Here is an 18,281-nt window from a genome sequence, read left to right as displayed (position 1 = left end):
AACTGCGACGGACGCGATTGTAGGGATTCCGATTGGTTTTTGCTACACTCGCGCGCCCCCATGACACCGATTTATTACTTTCAGTATGGCCAAGTCACCTTTAGACACGACTCCACTTGCTGCACTCGACAATGTACGCGTGGTTCTGGTTAACAGCGCACACCCCGGAAATATTGGTGGTGCGGCGCGCGCGCTCAAGAATATGGGCCTGAGCCAGCTGTACCTGGTAGCGCCTCGGGAATTTCCTGCAGCCAATGCGGTTTGGCGTGCAGCCGGGGCAGCTGAGCTGCTCGATAGCGCCGTTGTGGTGGATACCCTGGAAGAAGCCGTGGCTGATTGTGGTCTTGTTGTGGCCACCAGCGCTCGCGAGCGCCGAATCCCTTGGCCGCTGCTGACCCCGCGCCAGTGTGGAGGGCGTACCGTCGCCGAGGCCGCGTCTCATCCGGTTGCTTTGGTGTTTGGCCGCGAGGATCGAGGGCTTACCAACGAAGAGTTACAGGCCTGTAACTACCATGTGCATATTCCTGCCAACCCGGAATACAGCTCCCTGAATCTGGCGACTGCTGTTCAGGTACTTGCCTACGAAGTGCGTATGGCGGCCCTGGAAGCGGAAAAGGGTGAGCCTGTGAATTACACCGATTGGGATCGCCCACCGGCCAAGGCTAGCGATATGGAGTTGTACTTCGATCACCTGCAACAGGCGCTGGGCGAGCTGGGCTTTATTGACCCGGATAACCCCCGCCAAACAATGACCCGCCTGCGCCGACTGTATAGTCGGGTGCGCCCCGATGATATGGAGCTGGGTATCCTGCGCGGTATGTTGACCTCAATCCAGAATTACATTCATCGCTCTGGTGGTAAGGGGCGACCCGACTAGTTGAGTACCCGAGTGTCCCGCTGGGTTATATACTTGACTACAGTAGTGGGTTATTCCATACTCGCGCCCCGATCGGAAAAGGGCTGTACATCAGTTGGGAGCTGATATGCGTTTGACAACCAAAGGCCGCTACGCGGTGACTGCCATGCTGGACCTGGCGTTGCACGCTGATCGCGGACCGATCAGTCTGGCAGACATATCCAAGCGCCAGGGTATATCACTGTCCTACCTGGAGCAGTTGTTCTCCCGGTTGCGGCATTCTGGGCTGGTGTCCAGTGTGCGTGGACCCGGTGGTGGCTATCGCCTGGCGCGGGATGGTGAAGAGATTTTTGTGGCGCAGATCATTGATGCAGTCAATGAGTCTGTAGATGCCACTAGCTGCGGCGGCAATGCGGATTGTGCCAATGGCGAACAGTGCCTGACCCACTACCTCTGGTCAGATTTGAGCGATCAGATTCATAGCTTCCTCAGCAGTATCAGCTTGGCCAACCTGGTTTCCCGAGCTGAGGTGCAGGAAGTTGCGCGTCGGCAAGATATGCGCGAGGCGCCGGAAGAGAGGGTCGCTGTACTCGGCGGCCTGTGATTGGGGCCCAAACGGGCCAGCAGACAGATATTAGAGATTTACTAAGCGGAAACGGTATGACTATGAAGCTTCCCATCTATCTGGACTATTCGGCTACCTGTCCGGTTGACCCACGCGTCGCCAAGAAAATGGCAGAGCAGCTGACGATGGAAGGCAATTTCGGCAATCCGGCCTCCCGCTCCCACCTGTTTGGTTGGAAAGCGGAAGAAGCAGTGGAGAATGCCCGACGCCAAGTGGCGGAGCTGATCAACGCCGATCCGCGCGAAATTGTCTGGACCAGCGGTGCCACCGAGTCCGACAACCTGGGTATCAAGGGTGCGGCCCACTTTTACCAGAGTCGCGGCAAGCACATCATTACCTCCAAAATTGAGCACAAAGCTGTTTTGGATACCTGCCGCCAGCTGGAGCGGGAAGGTTTTGAAGTGACCTACCTGAATCCCCGCGAAGACGGCATCGTCTATCCGGAGCAGGTTGAGGAAGCCATGCGCGAGGACACCACCGTGGTGAGCCTGATGCACGTTAACAACGAGATCGGGGTGATCAACGATATCGCTGCAATCGGCGAACTGTGTCGTTCGCGCAAAGTTATTTTCCATGTGGACGCGGCCCAGAGCGCCGGCAAGTTGCCGATCGACCTTCAGGAAATGAAGGTTGACCTGATGTCCTTCTCCGGCCACAAAATATACGGCCCCAAAGGTATCGGTGCCCTTTACGTACGCCGCAAGCCCCGCGTCCGTCTGGAAGCCCAGATGCACGGTGGCGGCCACGAGCGCGGTATGCGCTCCGGTACCCTGCCGACTCACCAGATTGTCGGTATGGGCGAAGCCTTTGGTATTGCTAAAGAAGAAATGGCTCAGGAAGCCGAGCGTCTGCGCTCTCTGCGCGACCGTTTCTGGGATCAGATCAAGGATATGGAAGAGGTCCATATCAACGGTTCCGCCGAGCAGCGAATTCCGGGCAACCTGAACGTGAGCTTTGCGTTTGTAGAAGGTGAGAGCCTAATCATGTCGCTGCGCGACCTGGCGATTTCCTCCGGTTCCGCCTGTACCTCTGCGAGTCTGGAGCCCAGTTACGTACTGCGAGCCCTGGGTGTTAACGACGAACTGGCGCACAGCTCACTGCGCTTCAGCTTCGGTCGCTTTACCAGCGAGAGTGATGTCGACACCGCTGCCGCAGAAGTGCGCAAGGCAGTGGAGAAACTACGTGAACTGTCACCGCTTTGGGATATGTACAAAGACGGCGTAGACCTGAACAAGATTGAATGGGCCGCTCACTAAGCGCGCGCAAGAGTTAGGAGAAAAGTCATGGCCTATAGCGATAAAGTAATTGACCACTACGAGCACCCCCGCAATGTTGGACGTATGGACGACAAGGCGGACAATGTAGGTACCGGTATGGTGGGTGCGCCCGCCTGTGGTGACGTGATGCGCCTACAGATTCAGGTAAGCGACGAGGGCGTTATCGAAGACGCCAAGTTTAAGACCTACGGCTGTGGTTCCGCCATTGCCTCCAGCTCCCTCCTGACCGAGTGGGTGAAAGGCAAGACGATCGACGAAGCGGAGCAGATCAAGAACACTGCCATTGCAGAGGAGCTGGCGCTGCCGCCGGTAAAAATCCACTGCTCGGTTCTCGCTGAAGATGCGATCAAGGCTGCGGTTCGCGATATCCGTGAAAAGCGCGGTGAGTCCGATGACGCTGTAGAAGCCAAGGAATCTGCGGCGGGTTAACTTTTCGTCCAAATGTAGCGTCTAAACATAGCGAAGGTGTTGTTTTGGCTATTAGTATGACCGAGGCCGCTGAGGCCCACATTCAAAGTCAATTGGCCAAGCGAGGCAAGGGAATCGGCATTCGTGTCGGTGTCAAAACGGCCGGCTGTTCCGGTCTCGCCTATGTGCTGGAATTTGTCGATTCGTTCGAAGCCGAAGATACGGTATTTGAGCAAAACGGCGTCAAGTTGGTGGTGGACCCCAAGAGTCTGGTTTACCTCGACGGCACCCAGCTGGATTTCGTCAAGGAAGGCCTGAATGAAGGCTTCACCTTCTCGAATCCCAATGTAAAAAATGAGTGTGGCTGCGGCGAGAGTTTCCACGTCTGATTCGCTCTCGCCCCACAAGGCCGGGTGCGCTGCGCATACCGGCCTTTTTATTGGCTCCTCGGACAGTTGGGGGCCGTGCAGCAGTAAGCGGCAACTTCAGCCGCGTCCCAGGCTGTGCCCCAGTAGGTATATTCAGATGGCAACCAACCTGAACCATTTCGAAGTTTTTGGTCTGCAACCCGCGTTCGCGGTCGATCGCAGTGCCCTGGCGACCCGCTACCGGGAGTTACAGCGGGAATTCCACCCGGATAAATACGCTTCCCATTCCGAGGGCGAACAATTGTTGGCCATCAAAATGGCGGCTCAGATCAATGAGGCGCACACCGTTTTGCGCGACCCGGTACAGCGCGCCGCCTACCTACTCAAGTTGGCCGGGGTAGATGTGCCACCTGAGCAGACCACCAAAGATACTGAATTTCTGATGCAGCAGATGATGTTGCGCGAGCGCCTGGAAGAAGTGCGCGAGCAGCCCGATCCCGCAGCTGCGCTAGATGAGCTCAGTGCTGAGGCGCGGGGGCTGATCTCCAATGAGGAACAGCGCTTTGCCGAAACTTATGACGGGGGCGATCTGGGCGCAGCAGAGGATTCTCTGCGCAAGCTTCAGTTCCTGGCCAAGCTTGAGAAACAAATTGACGAGCTGGAAGAAGACCTTTTCAACGACTAGTTGCGAGAGCACTGACTGAGAGGGCCAGACGGTACCGCGCCCCGCTTAAAGAAGAGATAACTAATGGCATTACTGCAGATTTCTGAACCGGGCCAGAGCCCAGCTCCCCACCAGCGCAAGCATGCAGTGGGTATCGATTTGGGGACCACTAACTCACTGGTAGCGACCGTGCGCAGTGGATCGGCAGAGGCCATTGCCGATGAGCAGGGTGACGTGATCCTGCCATCAGCGGTGCACTATGGAGCCGAGGCGATTACCGTGGGTGCTGAAGCCCGCGCGTGCGCTGCAGAAGACCCCTACAACACCATGATTTCTATCAAGCGCCTGATGGGGCGAGGTGTTGCGGATATCAAAAGTTTCGGTGAACAGTTGCCCTATCGCCTGGCTGAGAGCAGTGGCGGTATGCCTTCGATTGAAACTGCAGCCGGACCGGTAAACCCGGTGCAGGTATCGGCAGAAATCCTGAAAAAACTGGCCGCGCGCGGCCGCGAAGCGCTCTACGGCAAGGCGGGCGGTGAGCTGGATGGTGCGGTGATCACCGTGCCTGCCTACTTCGATGATGCCCAGCGCCAAGCGACCAAAGACGCCGCCCAACTGGCGGGCCTGAAAGTCCTGCGCCTGCTCAACGAGCCCACAGCAGCGGCTGTTGCCTACGGCCTGGATAAAGGCGAAGAGGGTGTGATCGCGGTCTATGATCTCGGTGGCGGCACCTTCGATATCTCTATTCTGCGCCTGTCCCGGGGTGTGTTTGAAGTCATGTCTACCGGCGGCGATACAGCCCTTGGTGGCGACGATTTCGATCGCACTATCGCTTCCTGGATCGCCGAGCAAGTGGGATTGGGTACCGATCTCGACGCCGCGACCCAGCGAGTCCTGTTAGACAGCGCCTGTGCTGCGAAAGAATCCCTGTCCAGTGTCGAGCAGGTGGAAGTGCAATACGGCGACTGGTCCGGTGTGCTTGACCGCGACACTATGGCTTCACTGCTGGACCCCCTGATCGACAAAACCCTACGCGCCTGCAAGCGCGCCCTGCGCGACGCCGGTATCAGTGCCGATGAGGTGCAGGAAGTGGTTCTGGTGGGTGGCTCCACCCGTACTCTGCGCGTGCGCGAGCGGGTTGAGGGTTATTTTGGCCGTCCCCCCCATGCGGAAATTGACCCCGACCAAGTGGTAGCAATCGGCGCTGCGATTCAGGCTGATGTACTGGTGGGCAATAAGTCCAGCGAAGAACTGCTGCTGTTGGATGTTATTCCCCTCTCCCTCGGGATTGAAACCATGGGCGGCCTCGCGGAAAAACTGATTGATCGCAACACGACCATCCCCGTCACCAAAGCCCAGGAGTTCACCACTTTTAAAGATGGCCAGACTGCCATGGCGATCCATGTCGTGCAGGGCGAGCGGGAGCTGGTGAGTGACTGTCGCTCACTGGCGCGCTTTGAATTGCGCGGCATACCGCCGATGGTGGCCGGTGCCGCCCATATCCGTGTGACTTTCCAGGTGGATGCTGACGGTCTTTTATCGGTGACAGCCATGGAAAAAAGCAGTGGTGTCAGTGCCGATATTACGGTTAAACCGTCTTATGGGCTGGAGGACAAGGATATTGCGCGAATGCTGCAGGAATCCTACACCCACGCCGCTGAGGATATCGCCCTGCGTGCCCTGCGCGAGGCCCAGGTGGAAGCGGAGAGAACCCTGGAAAGCATGTTGGTGGCCCTGCGTGAGAACGGTGCCCAGCTGCTGGACGAAGGTGAGTTAAACGAGCTTGAGCACGCGATGGAAGCTCTGCGCCTGGCCCATAACGGCGGCGACGCAGAGGAAATTCGTCGACGTATCGAAGCCTTGAATAAGCTGTCTGAGCCTTTTGCTGCAAAGCGTATGGATGCCTCCATTAAGCGCGCTATGCAGGGCCACAGCTTGGATGAATTTGATAAATAACCATGATCAGGCGCAGACTCTGCGCTGCCGGCGGCCGGGGAGTCGTTACTTTCTCCCCGTCGGATTGAGACCACAGAGGTTCAGTACCCCATGCCGAAGATAGTATTTTTACCCCATCCGGAAATGTGCCCTGAGGGCAAAGTGGTGGAAGCGGAGAGCGGTGTCAGCGTGATCGACGCGGCCCTGGCCAACGATATTGAAATTGAGCACGCTTGTGAAAAAGCCTGTGCTTGTACCACTTGCCACGTCATTGTGCGCGAGGGCTTCGATTCCCTGGAAGAGCCGGACGAGCTTGAAGAGGACCTGCTGGATAAAGCCTGGGGCTTGGAACCGGAGTCTCGCCTGTCCTGTCAGGCGATTGTGGAGGATGAAGACCTGGTGGTCGAGATTCCCAAGTACACCATCAACCAGGTGTCGGAAAAGCACTGACCTGCACGCTGAGGAAGCCGAATCATGAAGTGGACTGATATTCACGATATTGCCATAGAGTTGAGCGAAGCTCACGAGGATGTGGACCCTCTGACGGTCAACTTTGTCGACCTGCGCAACTGGGTGATGGCGCTGCCCGGATTTGATGACGATCCCGATCGCTGCGGAGAGAAAATCCTCGAAGCGATCCAGGCTGCCTGGATCGAAGAGCAGGAGTGACCGGCCTTCGGGGGCAGTATTGGCAAGAGAGTACAAAAGTCGATCAATACCCCGTATAATCCGCCGGCCGCGAAATGCGGTGATCAAAAATTGAGTACCCCCGGTGGGTATGAAAGGAATATCAGGGAAGAGCAACTGAGTAGGTTGCTCTTTCTTTATGTAGGGAGCCTCTGAACAACTCCGCAACAATCCCGCAACACCTCTGCGAGCCTTGAAGGCCCGCCCTGCGGGGCTTACAGAGTTGTTTGGAGACTCCTAAGTTAAGTTACAAAAAATCAATTTGGAGATAACCATGGCCCTGGAGCGTACCCTTTCTATCATCAAGCCGGACGCAGTCGCCAAGAATGTAATCGGTGAAATCGAGAGCCGTTTTGAGAAAGCTGGCCTGAGCATTGTTGCCATGAAGATGGTTCAACTGTCCCGCGAAAAAGCTGAAGGTTTCTACGCTGAGCACAAAGAGCGTCCTTTCTTCAAAGACCTGGTTGACTTCATGACTTCCGGTCCAGTTGTTGTACAGGTTCTGGAAGGCGAGAACGCTATCCTGGCAAACCGCGACCTGATGGGTGCTACCAACCCTAAAGAAGCTGCTGCTGGCACCATCCGCGCTGACTTCGCTGACAGCATCGACGCCAACGCTGTACACGGTTCCGACTCCGCAGAGTCCGCTGCTCGCGAAGTAAGCTACTTCTTCGCCGACGACGAAATCTGCGCGCGCGCTTAATCCGCGCCACAAATCGCACCGGTCTGTCCGGACCGGTGCAATTCTTCCCCCGAGGTGAAATGAATGACCACAGAGAAAACCAACCTGCTCGGCCTTTCGGTAGAAAAGCTGGCCGCCTTTTTTGAATCATTGGGCGAGAAGCGCTTCCGCGCTGTTCAGGTTTTAAAGTGGATTCACCAGAATGGGGTTGATGATTTTGCTGAGATGACCAATGTCAGCAAGGCCCTGCGTCAAAAGCTGGCGGAAGTGGCCGAAGTCCGTGCCCCGGAAGTATTGAATCAGTGGGATTCCGCCGATGGCACACGGAAATGGTTAATTAAAGTCTCCGGTGGCAATGCTATCGAGACTGTTTATATCCCCGATGGTGATCGCGGCACCCTTTGTGTCTCCTCCCAGGTGGGCTGTTCCCTGGATTGCAGCTTTTGTGCAACTGGCAAGCAGGGCTTTAACCGCGATTTAACGGCGGCAGAAATTATCGGGCAGGTCTGGATTGCCTGTAAATCTTTCGGTCAATTGGACCCGAAAGGACCGCGCAAGGTTACCAACGTGGTGATGATGGGCATGGGTGAACCGCTGCTCAATTTCGACAATGTGGTCGATTCCATGAACCTGATGATGGAAGACAACGCCTACGGTATTTCCAAGCGCCGCGTTACCCTGTCGACCTCGGGTGTAGTGCCCGCACTGGACCGCCTCGCCGATGTGACCGATGTGAGCCTGGCAATTTCCCTGCATGCGCCCAACGATGAATTGCGTAACGAGTTGGTGCCGATCAATAAAAAATACCCTATTGCGGTGCTACTGGATTCCGCCAAGCGCTACATCGACCGCATGCCGGATACGCACCGTAAAATGACCATTGAATACACGCTGATGCGCGAGGTTAACGACCGCCCGGAGCACGCTGAGCAATTAGCAGAGCTGCTTAAAGAGATTCCGGTGAAAATTAACCTGATTCCCTTTAACCCGTTTGAGTTGTCCGACTACCAGCGAGTGAGTAATAACGCACTGCGTCGCTTCCAGCAGATTTTGCTCGACAAAGGTTATACCGTGACTGTGCGCACTACACGCGGCGATGATATTGATGCGGCCTGTGGTCAGTTGGCAGGCAGTGTTAATGACCGTACCCGCCGCTCCGAGCGCTACCGCAATGCAGAGCGCCCCGTTCGTATTGTTAACTAGTCGCTGGTAATTTTTTGTATAGGTTGCCAAATTGTTGGCAGCCTATTGGCTTCGATTTTCCCCTTCTCAAAAAAACTCTGTTTAGCCTAAAAGTTCCTTTCTATTCTATTTTTCGTGTCAACGAAATTGCTTTATCTAACGTTTAACGCTCGAGGAAAATTTACCCGGGAAGGGAGCGTTGGATATATGCATGAGATTAGGTCAAAACGATCATATTTTTTAATTTGCATTTTGCTTGCAACATTTTGACTTTGAATGAAATAGCTGGCCATTGGAGAGAGGTCTTCACTAGACCGTCTGGCACTGGATCTTTGCAGTAGCTACACCCGTATCTCCAACATCCATCAAAACATTATGACGCTATAGCGTGCTATCCAGTCATTTTCATTTGGCCTGGAGCTGTTACAGCGTGCTTAGGTTCAGGAAAAACAAAGTGTAGAAATGCTTGCACAGCTGTGTTGAGAGTTGAAGTGCATGGAGTTCTCTGAGTTGCCTGGCTTAGGAAAAGAAAAGTTATCGACGGGACTGTTCGAACATTATGAACGCGGAAAAAAACCAATTAACCCAATTGCTTGTAGCGCTGAATAAGCTGCTGTTCATTTCTTTATTTCTATTTATGGTGGGCTGTGGGGGAGGTGGTTCCTCTAGCGGTGAGGATGATTCACCGACAGAAACTACTGAAAATGATAGCGGCTCTGGGGATAGCTCTGGCTCAGACGATGGTGACGATTCGGACGGTGATACTGATGGTGGTTCGGATGGTGGTTCGGATGGTGATACTGGGCCAGATGATGATTCCGATTCAGAGCAGGGGATCTTGGTTGCTGAACTGATTGCAAATCCCTTCTCCGGCACCAGCATAGGGCTCTCCTGGGAGGACTCTGAAGAGACCTACAGCATCTATCGCGATGGCGAATTGATCGCAGAAACTACAGATAACCATTACGTGGATGAAGTCCTCTCAGTTAATACTGAATATAGTTATTGGGTCGGTGTGGGGAGTATTGATAGTGATACTAATAGTGTTACTGCAAAAACTCTGGTTAATAACACGAATGATGGCCTGAGCAATGGTACTGAAGCAGAGGCCATTGAAAAGCGCATTGTTGATTTTGATGAATGTCAAAATGAGCGCTCAGCCTTAGATGTTGACGATAGTAGTCTCGACAGTTGCTTGCAGGCTGTGCTGGATGAAGTGGGAATGGCAGAGCAATTGGAGGATATGCGCGCTTTCGCTGCTCGAGTTAGAAGTGAGCAAGACCCGGAGATGGTTGAGTTGGGTATGCGGTTATTCCACAGTAAAAGTCTTAGTGCTAACGGTGATACCGCCTGCTCTTCTTGCCACCACCCGACAATAGGCTGCGCTGGTGATGATCTTTCCATGTCTGTTGGGGTTAATGCCGTTGATCCCGATTTGCTTGGCCCAGGGCGTTCCGATGGTGAAAACGAAGTGCCGTTGGTTGCACGCAATGCCCAGCCTATTTGTAATGTGGCGCTCTGGGATAATGGATTATTCTGGGACAACCGCGTTCTTTTCACGAGCGACGGTGGCCTTAAAACAGACTCCAGGGATGTAACCAATAATACTGAAGCGGCGGTTGGTACCGGTACTTTGGCACTTATGATGGCCCAAGCCCATTTTCCGGTGACTGATGCTGCTGAGATGGGGGATATTTCTGACTTTGGCTACGACGAAAGTAGCGACGATGACCTTACTGACTACCGTGAGGAATATCTTATACCAAAGCTCAATGAGGAGTCCTGGGGCCCCTTATTTGCTGCCGCTTATGGAGACAACAGTATTGACTACAGTAGGGTCGCACAGGCGATTGCCGCCTATGAAGCGGTATATATTTTTATTGATAACCCCTTCTTTGACTATATCGACGGTGACCTGACAGCGCTGGATGACGATGCGAAGCGGGGAGCAATTACTTATTTTACGCCAGGCTCTGGTTGTACTGCTTGCCATACGGGCGCCTTCTTTACTAACCAGGGTTTGAGGGTCGTTAACTATCCTCAAATTGGTGTCGGAAAAGAGGATGATGGCGCTGATTGGGGAGGGGCAGTACTCGGTGGCTTTCGTGTTCCAACACTGCTCAATGCAGGCATTACTGGTCCCTGGGGGCACGCCGGGCAGTTTGGCTCCTTAGAAAGAAATATTGAGCACTATGCCGGGCAAGCGGATTCGGTGTCCCGGTACTTCGCAGATAGTGAAATGTGCGACCTGGATCAGTTTGCCGAGCTAGCAGACTGCGCAGCGAAAGTTGCGCCCAATGGTCTGGAGTTGACCGAGGCAATTCTGGAGATAGATGGTGATGCAGCACTTCCGATAGACGACGATGAAGTGAAGCTGTTAGCGGCATTTCTTGAGGCGCTCACTGACCCGGATGCAGAGAATGTAAATTCAAATGCAACCCAATCCCTGATTCCTCCCCGTGACGGCGGACCCGATGGAATGCAGCTGGATGCCTGGGATCAGGACGGCAACGAACTTTAATATTCCTGCATTTTATTTGAGCATCTCACTAATATTGACTTACTGGTGAGATGCCAGCTCTTCATTAGCGACCTTTATTCGCATTCATCATTCAGGCAACCACCTTCTGCCTTAAAATTCACCACAGTTTCATTCTTATTTTGCTTCCAGAGCCAGGCCGAAGTTGATCCGAGAGTGAATTCCTGCGATCAGGGCTAGGTATAAGTCATCGTCTGGATTGCAAAGTTTTTAGTCAATTGTTGCTGGAAAAAAACTCTATCCCCTGAAATTCTGGTGAGTTGGTCGTTCCCTCCGGGATTCACTCAGGACTTTTGTTCACATTTCTTCCTTAATTGGTCAACCAAATCTATTGGTGTCGCGTTATCACCTACGAACTATTAAAAATATATGGAAGGGACCACTAGGATTCTTATGAGTGCTCAGAAGTTCGATCAAAAAGTCTTTCCCAGAGTCCTACTTAGACTCTTTTTCCTCACGCTGTTTTCGCTGTTAGTTGGTTGCGGCTCCGGGTCATCTGGTAGTGAGGATAATTCGCCTGCAGATACCGTTCAGGGTGATGATGGTTCCGGTTCCGGTTCCGGTTCCGGTTCCGGTTCTGGCTCAGGAACGGGCACCGATCCTGAGCCTGAGCCTGAGCCTGAAGAAGCCGGTGAACCCGCTGAGCTAATTGGCTATGCCCACTCGGGAACCAGTATCGGTCTTAACTGGGAAAGAGATGGTGAGACTTACTTTATCTATCGAAACGGTGAAAAGGTCGCGGAAACCAGCAATAACTATTATGTCGAACAGGGCCTCTCAGTTAACACCGAATATGTTTACTCTGTCAGTACGGTTGATGCTGCAAACGAATCGGAAGCTTCGCAGGTTACGGTCAAGACATTAGTTAATGACACCAATGCTGGCCTGAATAACGGTACAGAAGATGATGTTTTAAATGAGCGCATCTCCACGTTTGCAGAGTGTAAAAATACTGCGACGGCACTAGATCTACTCGAAGAGGACTTGGACAATTGTTTGGCAGCCATGCTCGAGTACAATCGCATGGTCTCTCTTGTCGAAGACATTCGGGCTTTTGCCGCACGGGTCCGCAGTGAGCAGGATCCTGCCAAGGTGGAGCTGGGCATGCGTCTGTTCCACAACAAGTCTCTCAGTGCTAATCAAGATGCTTCTTGTTCATCTTGTCACCACCCTGCGATTGGTTGTGGGGGAGATGACCTCTCGATGCCGGTTGGAGTGAATGCTGTAGATACCGCTTTGCTCGGGCCAGGTCGATCTGATGGAACTAACGAAGTGCCTTTAGTGCCGAGAAATTCACAAGCTATTTGTAATGCGTCACTATGGTCTCGTGGACTGTTTTGGGATAACCGGGTCTCACTGAGTCCGAATGGCGTTCTCCGTACGGATTCAAGAGATGTTACCGATAATACGAATGATGCTGTGGGGGCTGGTTCGTTAGCCCTACTTATGGCGCAGGCGCATTTCCCGGTAACGGCCCCGCCAGAAATGGGTGACATCGCGGACTTTGGATACGATGATTCTGTCGATGAAAATTTCACTGCATACCGCGAAGATATATTAGCGGCTAATTTGGATGTCGAAGCTTGGGCTCCGCTGTTTACGTCTGCCTTTGGGGATTCTGAAATCAATTTCAGTCGCATTGCTGAAGCAATTGCAGCTTATGAAGCCGTGCAAATATTTATCGATAACCCCTTCTTTGACTATGTGGGCGGTAACCTGGAGGCGCTCGATGTAGAGGAAAAGCGTGGTGCTATTACTTTTATGTCGAAGGATGCTGGGTGCACGTTCTGTCACAAGGGAGCTTTCTTCACGTCTGAAGCCTTGATGGCCGCAAATTATCCGCAGATAGGTATAGGAACCGATGAGAGTGGCAGTGGGGAAGATATGGGTGGAGAGGGTTCCTTAGGGTTCGGAGCATTCAGGGCACCGACCTTGCTGAATGTGGCGATCACCGGTCCCTGGGGGCACAACGGGCAGTTTGGCACGCTGAAGAGAAATGTTGAACACTACAGTGATCATGGAGCATCCATTTCCAGGTACTTTGAAAATAGTGAAATGTGTGATCTCGCTCAATTCAAGGGTCTTGAAAATTGCGCCAGTAAACTGGCTCCCAATGGTTTGGCACACTCTCAGGCGATCTTAGATGGAAATGAGGGTGGGGGTATAAATCGCCTGAGCGAAGAAGAGATGGACCTTATAGTGGTATTTCTGGGAACTCTTACTGACCCCAAGGCCGCGAATACCAACTCTAATGAGATTCAGTTTCTGATTCCTCCTCGGGATGGTGGACCAGATGGAAAGCAGTTAGATGCAAAAGATAGCGATGGTAAAAGTTTATAGCCTTCATTCCATAACTCTTTGGGAAATGGTTGCGTCAAGAGCGCTTTGCGTTTCTCCTAAGTTGGATTAGCCGGCTATTTGTCGGTAGTCACCACTAAAAAGCTGTCGGTTATTGCCGGCAGCTTTTTTTAATCTATCTGAAATAATCCTGACACAGTTTGTTTTTACAAACTTTCCTTGCTTTTCCCACCTCTGATTCAACGGCGCAAAAATATTTTCATTGGGGTTTGGGCGTTAACGCCCAAATTTCATTGATTGAATTTACATATTCTCTTAAGCAAACACTGAAACTACTAATTTTTATTAAATTTCTGACTATGAGAACGGATGTAGTAGCTTACTGCGACCTTATTAGCAGTTATTCCTGTTTTAAGTCATTACAGTAGGCCCTGGGAGTAATTGGGTATTTTCGCAATGCCGCTGATTTTCAGGACGGTCCGCAATCACTGCGAGGCTCCCTAGATCTTTCATTAGGTTGCAACGCAGAATTTATTCTTAGATATAGTAAGTGTTTCCTTACCCTTTGATGCCAGCGCTGGCACTTAGGTCTGTATTTGCTGTCCAGAACTCGGAATAAGAAAAGGTCATTGACGGGCAGGTCAAGAACTATGAATGTTGATAAAAATCAAATCACACTATCGCTAACGGCTCTGGTAAAGCTGCTGGTCCTACCTCTATTTCTTGTGATGGTGGGCTGCGGAGGAGGTGGTTCCTCAAGTAGTGGCAATGACACGCCTACTGAAACTTCTGATACTGGCAGTGATGGCGATTCTGGTTCAGGTGATGATGATAATGGCGATGGCGATGGCGATGGCGATGGCGATGGCGATGGCGATGGCGATGGCGATGGCGATACAGGCTCAGGTCAGGGAATTATTCCTGCAGAACTGATCGGCAACGCATTTTCCGGTACCAGTATCGGTCTTTCCTGGGAAAGCACCGGTGCGACCTATGTTATCTATCGTGGCAGCGAACGAATTGCTGAGACGACTAGCGGATACTATGTCGATGAGGGTCTCTCATCAGACACTGAATATACCTACTCAGTAACCACCGGCGATGTCGACAGCGAAGATGAGACCGCCAGCGTCACTGCCAGAACATTGGTAAATAATACTAATGACGGCCTCAGTAATGGTTCTGATGCAGGTGGTTCTGATAGCCGAATTTCCGATTTTGATGAATGTCAAAATGCGCGTTCAGCGGTCAATATTGCTGATGGCAGTCTCGATAGCTGCTTACAGGCAGTGCTGGATGACGTTGGCATGGCCGAGCAGTTGGAAGATATGCGCGCCTTTGCTGCCCGGGTCAGAAGTGAACAGGACCCTGCCATGGTAGAGCTGGGTATGCGCTTGTTTCACAATAAAAACCTGAGCGCTGATGGCGATGCATCTTGCTCTTCCTGCCACCACCCGGCAATAGGTTGTGGTGGCGATGACTTATCCATGCCAGTTGGCGTTGATCCCGTTGATGCTGAATTAGTCGGTCCCGGTCGCTCCGACGGCCAGAATGAAGTTCCGCTGGTACCTCGAAATGCCCAGCCTATCTGCAATGTAGCCCTTTGGGATAACGGTTTGTTTTGGGATAACCGAGTGGCGATCAATGGTAATGGAGGGCTCAGGACAGACTCCCGGGATGTTACTCGCAACACAGAGGCGGCCGTGGGTACTGGTACCCTCGCACTGATGATGGCCCAAGCCCACTTCCCGGTCACAGAAGCTGCTGAGATGGGGGATATCACCCAGTTCGGTTACGACGATACCAGCGATGATGGTTTTACTGATTATCGTGAGGATATTCTCGCTGAAAAATTAACCCAGGACTCGTGGGGTGCAATGTTTACCGCAGCATTTGGCGATTCGGCAATTAACTTCAGCAGAATTGCAGAGGCAATTGCCTCTTACGAAGCGGTGCAAATTTTTATTGATAACCCCTTCTTTGATTATGTTGATGGAGACCTTGCGGCCCTCAATAACGATGAAAAGCGAGGGGCAATTACCTTTATGACACGAAATTCAGGGTGTACAAATTGCCACTCAGGAGCCTTTTTCTCTAATCAAGGGTTGAGAGCTGTCAGTTATCCACAAATTGGTGTTGGTAAAGATGAGAGTGGCAGTGGTGCTGACTTGGGTGGTAATGGAAGCGGCAGCTTCCGCACGCCAACGCTGCTTAACGTGGCGCTCACTGGCCCCTGGGGGCACGCAGGTCAGTTCGGTACATTGAAAAGAAATGTCGAACACTACACTGGTCGAGCCGACTCTGTTTCCCAATATTTCACCAACAGTGAGATGTGCGATTTGGATCAGTTTGCAGAGGTGGATGAGTGTGCGGCGAAAGTTGCGCCCAATGGCCAGGCACTGACTGAAGCACTGTTGGCTGAAAATGGCGACGGCGCTGTGAATTTGGACGACGAGGAAGTTGATTTACTGGTAGCGTTCCTCGAAACCCTAACTGATCCAGATGCGGCAAATACTGACTCCAATGCAGTCCAGTCATTGATTCCGCCGCGGGACACTGGTCCAGATGGCATGCAGCTGGATGCGGTTGACCAGGAAGGTAATCAACTCTAACTCTTCTAAGCCCTTTTTACTTATTCCGCCGGTACACCGGTACTGGCGGATTGACAATACTCGACAAAGTCATCACTAAATGGAATTGATTGGGTTTTAGGGCTGCAACTGGCAAGGCTTTCCGGCAGTATAGGGATTTGGAAAGTGCCAGCTGAGGCGGGATCAGATTTCTCACACAAAATACCGATATGTACTTTTACCACTGCCAGTGGATGCCGGTGGTCGATGTTGGGTTTTGCTGTGTTTTGCGGGCTTGCTTTGTCCAGGGATTGGCGTTAGCACTCATTGGTGTATTGGTGACACCCGCGCAATCTCGCTGGGCCGATAAGTGAAAAATAAAGATACAGGTGATGTAGTGTCCGCGAAATTTAAGAGCCTGTCGCTCCTGGTGCTGCTCGGTACTCTGCTGGGGGGGTGTGTAACCTCTGGGATGCCCGAGCGCAAGGAAGTTGACCTGGATAAGGCATTGGAGACCCATGTTCAGTTGGGGCTTCGCTATTTGCGGGACCCCAACAGCAGGGAGCAGTCCCGCCGTCATTTTAACCGCGCTTTGGAATTGGGCAAAAAGAACCCACTGGCACATCACGGTCTGGCACTGCTTTATCAAGCGGATGGTGAGCTGGATATTGCGGAGTCTCACTTCAAGAAAGCCTTGCGCTATAGCGACGGGTTTTCCATGGCTCACACTAACTACGGCGTTTTTCTCTATAAACAAGAGCGCTACAAAGAGGCCCTCAAACAGTTCGAACTCGCCTCTACAGACCTCACCTATAATCGTCGATCTTTTGCCTTGGTTAACTACGGCCGTACGGCCGCGCGTCTGGGTTTCACTGACAAGGCGGAAGGGGCCTATGCCAGGGCGTTAGCGCTGAACTCCGATTTGCCGCTGGCGTTGATCGAAATGGCTGAGCTGAAATTTAACGCCGGTGATTATGCAAAATCCAAGGCGTACCTGGATCAATTTAGTGAAAAGAATCGCCAGACACCCCAGTCACTGTGGCTTGGGATTCGTATCGAGAAGGTGTTTGGCAATCGTGACAAGGAGCGGAGTTACGCCCTTGCTTTGAAGAATTTGTACCCGTACTCTGCGGAGACACTGAAATATCAGGAGTTGAGTGGTAATGACGGATAGTAGTCCCGAACACTGCGAAGGTGGTGAGGTCGTATCCAATACGCAAACTTCTAAGGGTTCCGCTGGCAATCTTTTGCTGGCGGCTCGGGAAGCGGCCGGGCTGTCCCGAGAGGAGTTATCGCAGCGCCTGTGTATTATTGATAACACAGTTGAGTGGATTGAAAGCGATAATTACGAAAAGCAGCCAGAAGCTGTCTACACGCGAGGCTATATCCGCAATATTTGTCGCGAGTTGAATATTCCTGCTGAGCCGGCTTTGGAAGCCTATGATAGGGATCGGCCGCAGCCAGCACAGTGCAGTGAATCCCGGCGAACCACTAAAGCCGAGGCATTTCGCCCTGAGCGCAAGCGCGGACATGGTGCCCTGGCCCTGATTCCCCTGTTGCTCGCAGGTGGTGTCTTCTGGTGGAAGTACGGTACTCCAGTCAATATTCCCGGTATGCCCATGGGTGAGGATACTGCGGACCTGGTTGCCGAAGCCCCCGTTGCCAGTGAAGTTGTAACTGATCCGGTTGCTGAAGTAGAGCGGCAGGAAGTCGCAGTTGAAGAGTTGAGTTCAGAGCCATTTGCACCAGCATCAAATGGAGTTGCTCATGTTCAGCTTGAGGTTGGCAGTGCTGAAACGGTGGAGAATAAACCCGCTGCTTCTGTGGAAAAAGTGGTTGAGCCTGTTCCCGCCCAAGTAGCCCAGTTGGACCAGGCCCTGAAAGGCGCATTGCGGCTTCGCTTTGATGAAGATGCCTGGGTTGAGGTGAAAGACGCACAAGGTGTGATTTTACTGGCCGGGGTCCAAGCTGCTGGCAGTGCCAAATCTTTAGATGGAGATGCTCCATTTGAGCTGATGTTGGGAAATGCCCGTGCAACCCATGTGGTTTACCGCGATGAAACTATCGACAGCCAGCCTATTGGCGACCGCCGCACTCGTCGTCTGATTGTCGGCGATTAAGATGATCTTCCCCGTTTGGGCGCGAACCCTGTAGGTTTGCGCCCAATCTCTCTATAATCTCCCCTCGATT

16 protein-coding genes are annotated in these 18,281 nt (G+C 52.6%); all 16 read left to right on the top strand.

The window, feature by feature from the left end:
• The first annotated feature begins 85 nt into the window (after window positions 1-85).
• On the top strand, window positions 86-877 hold the full coding sequence (gene trmJ, locus ACJJIR_RS17155; RefSeq protein WP_444906255.1) for a tRNA (cytosine(32)/uridine(32)-2'-O)-methyltransferase TrmJ: 792 nt from the start codon (window positions 86-88) through the stop codon (window positions 875-877).
• Window positions 878-983: 106 nt separating this feature from the next.
• Complete coding sequence (gene iscR, locus ACJJIR_RS17150) at window positions 984-1,460, top strand: Fe-S cluster assembly transcriptional regulator IscR (protein WP_282934079.1); 477 nt, start codon at window positions 984-986, stop codon at window positions 1,458-1,460.
• 62 nt (window positions 1,461-1,522) lie between these two features.
• Window positions 1,523-2,737, top strand: a complete 1,215-nt coding sequence (locus ACJJIR_RS17145; protein ID WP_444908430.1) for an IscS subfamily cysteine desulfurase — start codon at window positions 1,523-1,525, stop codon at window positions 2,735-2,737.
• A gap of 27 nt (window positions 2,738-2,764) precedes the next feature.
• Complete coding sequence (iscU, locus tag ACJJIR_RS17140; RefSeq protein ID WP_108731985.1) at window positions 2,765-3,187, top strand: Fe-S cluster assembly scaffold IscU; 423 nt, start codon at window positions 2,765-2,767, stop codon at window positions 3,185-3,187.
• 56 nt (window positions 3,188-3,243) lie between these two features.
• Window positions 3,244-3,555, top strand: coding sequence for an iron-sulfur cluster assembly protein IscA (iscA, locus tag ACJJIR_RS17135; protein WP_444895049.1), 312 nt, complete (start codon window positions 3,244-3,246; stop codon window positions 3,553-3,555).
• A gap of 136 nt (window positions 3,556-3,691) precedes the next feature.
• Entirely contained in the window at window positions 3,692-4,219 is a 528-nt protein-coding gene (gene hscB / locus ACJJIR_RS17130; protein ID WP_413664557.1) for a co-chaperone HscB, read from the top strand.
• A gap of 63 nt (window positions 4,220-4,282) precedes the next feature.
• Window positions 4,283-6,154, top strand: coding sequence for a Fe-S protein assembly chaperone HscA (gene hscA / locus ACJJIR_RS17125; protein WP_444906254.1), 1,872 nt, complete (start codon window positions 4,283-4,285; stop codon window positions 6,152-6,154).
• Window positions 6,155-6,244: 90 nt separating this feature from the next.
• Window positions 6,245-6,583: an ISC system 2Fe-2S type ferredoxin gene (fdx, locus tag ACJJIR_RS17120; protein WP_108731989.1), complete on the top strand. Its 339-nt coding sequence runs from the start codon at window positions 6,245-6,247 to the stop codon at window positions 6,581-6,583.
• Window positions 6,584-6,607: 24 nt separating this feature from the next.
• On the top strand, window positions 6,608-6,802 hold the full coding sequence (iscX, locus tag ACJJIR_RS17115; RefSeq protein WP_282934076.1) for a Fe-S cluster assembly protein IscX: 195 nt from the start codon (window positions 6,608-6,610) through the stop codon (window positions 6,800-6,802).
• A gap of 292 nt (window positions 6,803-7,094) precedes the next feature.
• Window positions 7,095-7,523, top strand: coding sequence for a nucleoside-diphosphate kinase (gene ndk / locus ACJJIR_RS17110; protein WP_108731991.1), 429 nt, complete (start codon window positions 7,095-7,097; stop codon window positions 7,521-7,523).
• Between the two features lie 63 nt (window positions 7,524-7,586).
• Window positions 7,587-8,705 carry a dual-specificity RNA methyltransferase RlmN gene (rlmN, locus tag ACJJIR_RS17105; protein ID WP_444892905.1) on the top strand — a complete coding sequence of 373 codons (1,119 nt, stop codon included), beginning with the start codon at window positions 7,587-7,589 and terminating at the stop codon, window positions 8,703-8,705.
• A gap of 538 nt (window positions 8,706-9,243) precedes the next feature.
• Window positions 9,244-11,205, top strand: coding sequence for a cytochrome-c peroxidase (locus tag ACJJIR_RS17100; RefSeq protein WP_444906253.1), 1,962 nt, complete (start codon window positions 9,244-9,246; stop codon window positions 11,203-11,205).
• Between the two features lie 411 nt (window positions 11,206-11,616).
• The gene (locus ACJJIR_RS17095; protein ID WP_444906252.1) at window positions 11,617-13,563 is read left to right on the top strand and encodes a cytochrome-c peroxidase; all 1,947 of its coding nucleotides are present in this window, start codon (window positions 11,617-11,619) and stop codon (window positions 13,561-13,563) included.
• Between the two features lie 608 nt (window positions 13,564-14,171).
• Entirely contained in the window at window positions 14,172-16,133 is a 1,962-nt protein-coding gene (locus tag ACJJIR_RS17090) for a cytochrome-c peroxidase (RefSeq protein ID WP_444906251.1), read from the top strand.
• 355 nt (window positions 16,134-16,488) lie between these two features.
• Window positions 16,489-17,265: a type IV pilus biogenesis/stability protein PilW gene (gene pilW / locus ACJJIR_RS17085; protein WP_444906250.1), complete on the top strand. Its 777-nt coding sequence runs from the start codon at window positions 16,489-16,491 to the stop codon at window positions 17,263-17,265.
• A complete protein-coding gene (locus ACJJIR_RS17080) occupies window positions 17,255-18,211 on the top strand; it encodes a RodZ domain-containing protein (protein WP_444906249.1) in 957 nt (318 codons plus the stop codon). Before pilW ends, ACJJIR_RS17080 begins: the two co-directional genes overlap by 11 nt.
• Window positions 18,212-18,281 lie beyond the last annotated feature (70 nt).

This window comes from Microbulbifer maximicatervae (SeqCode), from assembly GCF_052467385.1.
The sequence above is the reverse complement of the archived record's forward strand: the minus strand, read 5'-3'. Positions and strand labels throughout refer to the sequence as shown.

Bases quoted from the DNA above. Each gene is read 5' to 3' on its own strand.
- trmJ (WP_444906255.1), top strand. From the start codon at position 86: ATGGCCAAGTCACCTTTAGACACGACTCCACTTGCTGCACTCGACAAT.
- iscR (WP_282934079.1), top strand. From the start codon at position 984: ATGCGTTTGACAACCAAAGGCCGCTACGCGGTGACTGCCATGCTGGAC.
- ACJJIR_RS17145 (WP_444908430.1), top strand. From the start codon at position 1,523: ATGAAGCTTCCCATCTATCTGGACTATTCGGCTACCTGTCCGGTTGAC.
- iscU (WP_108731985.1), top strand. From the start codon at position 2,765: ATGGCCTATAGCGATAAAGTAATTGACCACTACGAGCACCCCCGCAAT.
- iscA (WP_444895049.1), top strand. From the start codon at position 3,244: ATGACCGAGGCCGCTGAGGCCCACATTCAAAGTCAATTGGCCAAGCGA.
- hscB (WP_413664557.1), top strand. From the start codon at position 3,692: ATGGCAACCAACCTGAACCATTTCGAAGTTTTTGGTCTGCAACCCGCG.
- hscA (WP_444906254.1), top strand. From the start codon at position 4,283: ATGGCATTACTGCAGATTTCTGAACCGGGCCAGAGCCCAGCTCCCCAC.
- fdx (WP_108731989.1), top strand. From the start codon at position 6,245: ATGCCGAAGATAGTATTTTTACCCCATCCGGAAATGTGCCCTGAGGGC.
- iscX (WP_282934076.1), top strand. From the start codon at position 6,608: ATGAAGTGGACTGATATTCACGATATTGCCATAGAGTTGAGCGAAGCT.
- ndk (WP_108731991.1), top strand. From the start codon at position 7,095: ATGGCCCTGGAGCGTACCCTTTCTATCATCAAGCCGGACGCAGTCGCC.
- rlmN (WP_444892905.1), top strand. From the start codon at position 7,587: ATGACCACAGAGAAAACCAACCTGCTCGGCCTTTCGGTAGAAAAGCTG.
- ACJJIR_RS17100 (WP_444906253.1), top strand. From the start codon at position 9,244: ATGAACGCGGAAAAAAACCAATTAACCCAATTGCTTGTAGCGCTGAAT.
- ACJJIR_RS17095 (WP_444906252.1), top strand. From the start codon at position 11,617: ATGAGTGCTCAGAAGTTCGATCAAAAAGTCTTTCCCAGAGTCCTACTT.
- ACJJIR_RS17090 (WP_444906251.1), top strand. From the start codon at position 14,172: ATGAATGTTGATAAAAATCAAATCACACTATCGCTAACGGCTCTGGTA.
- ACJJIR_RS17080 (WP_444906249.1), top strand. From the start codon at position 17,255: ATGACGGATAGTAGTCCCGAACACTGCGAAGGTGGTGAGGTCGTATCC.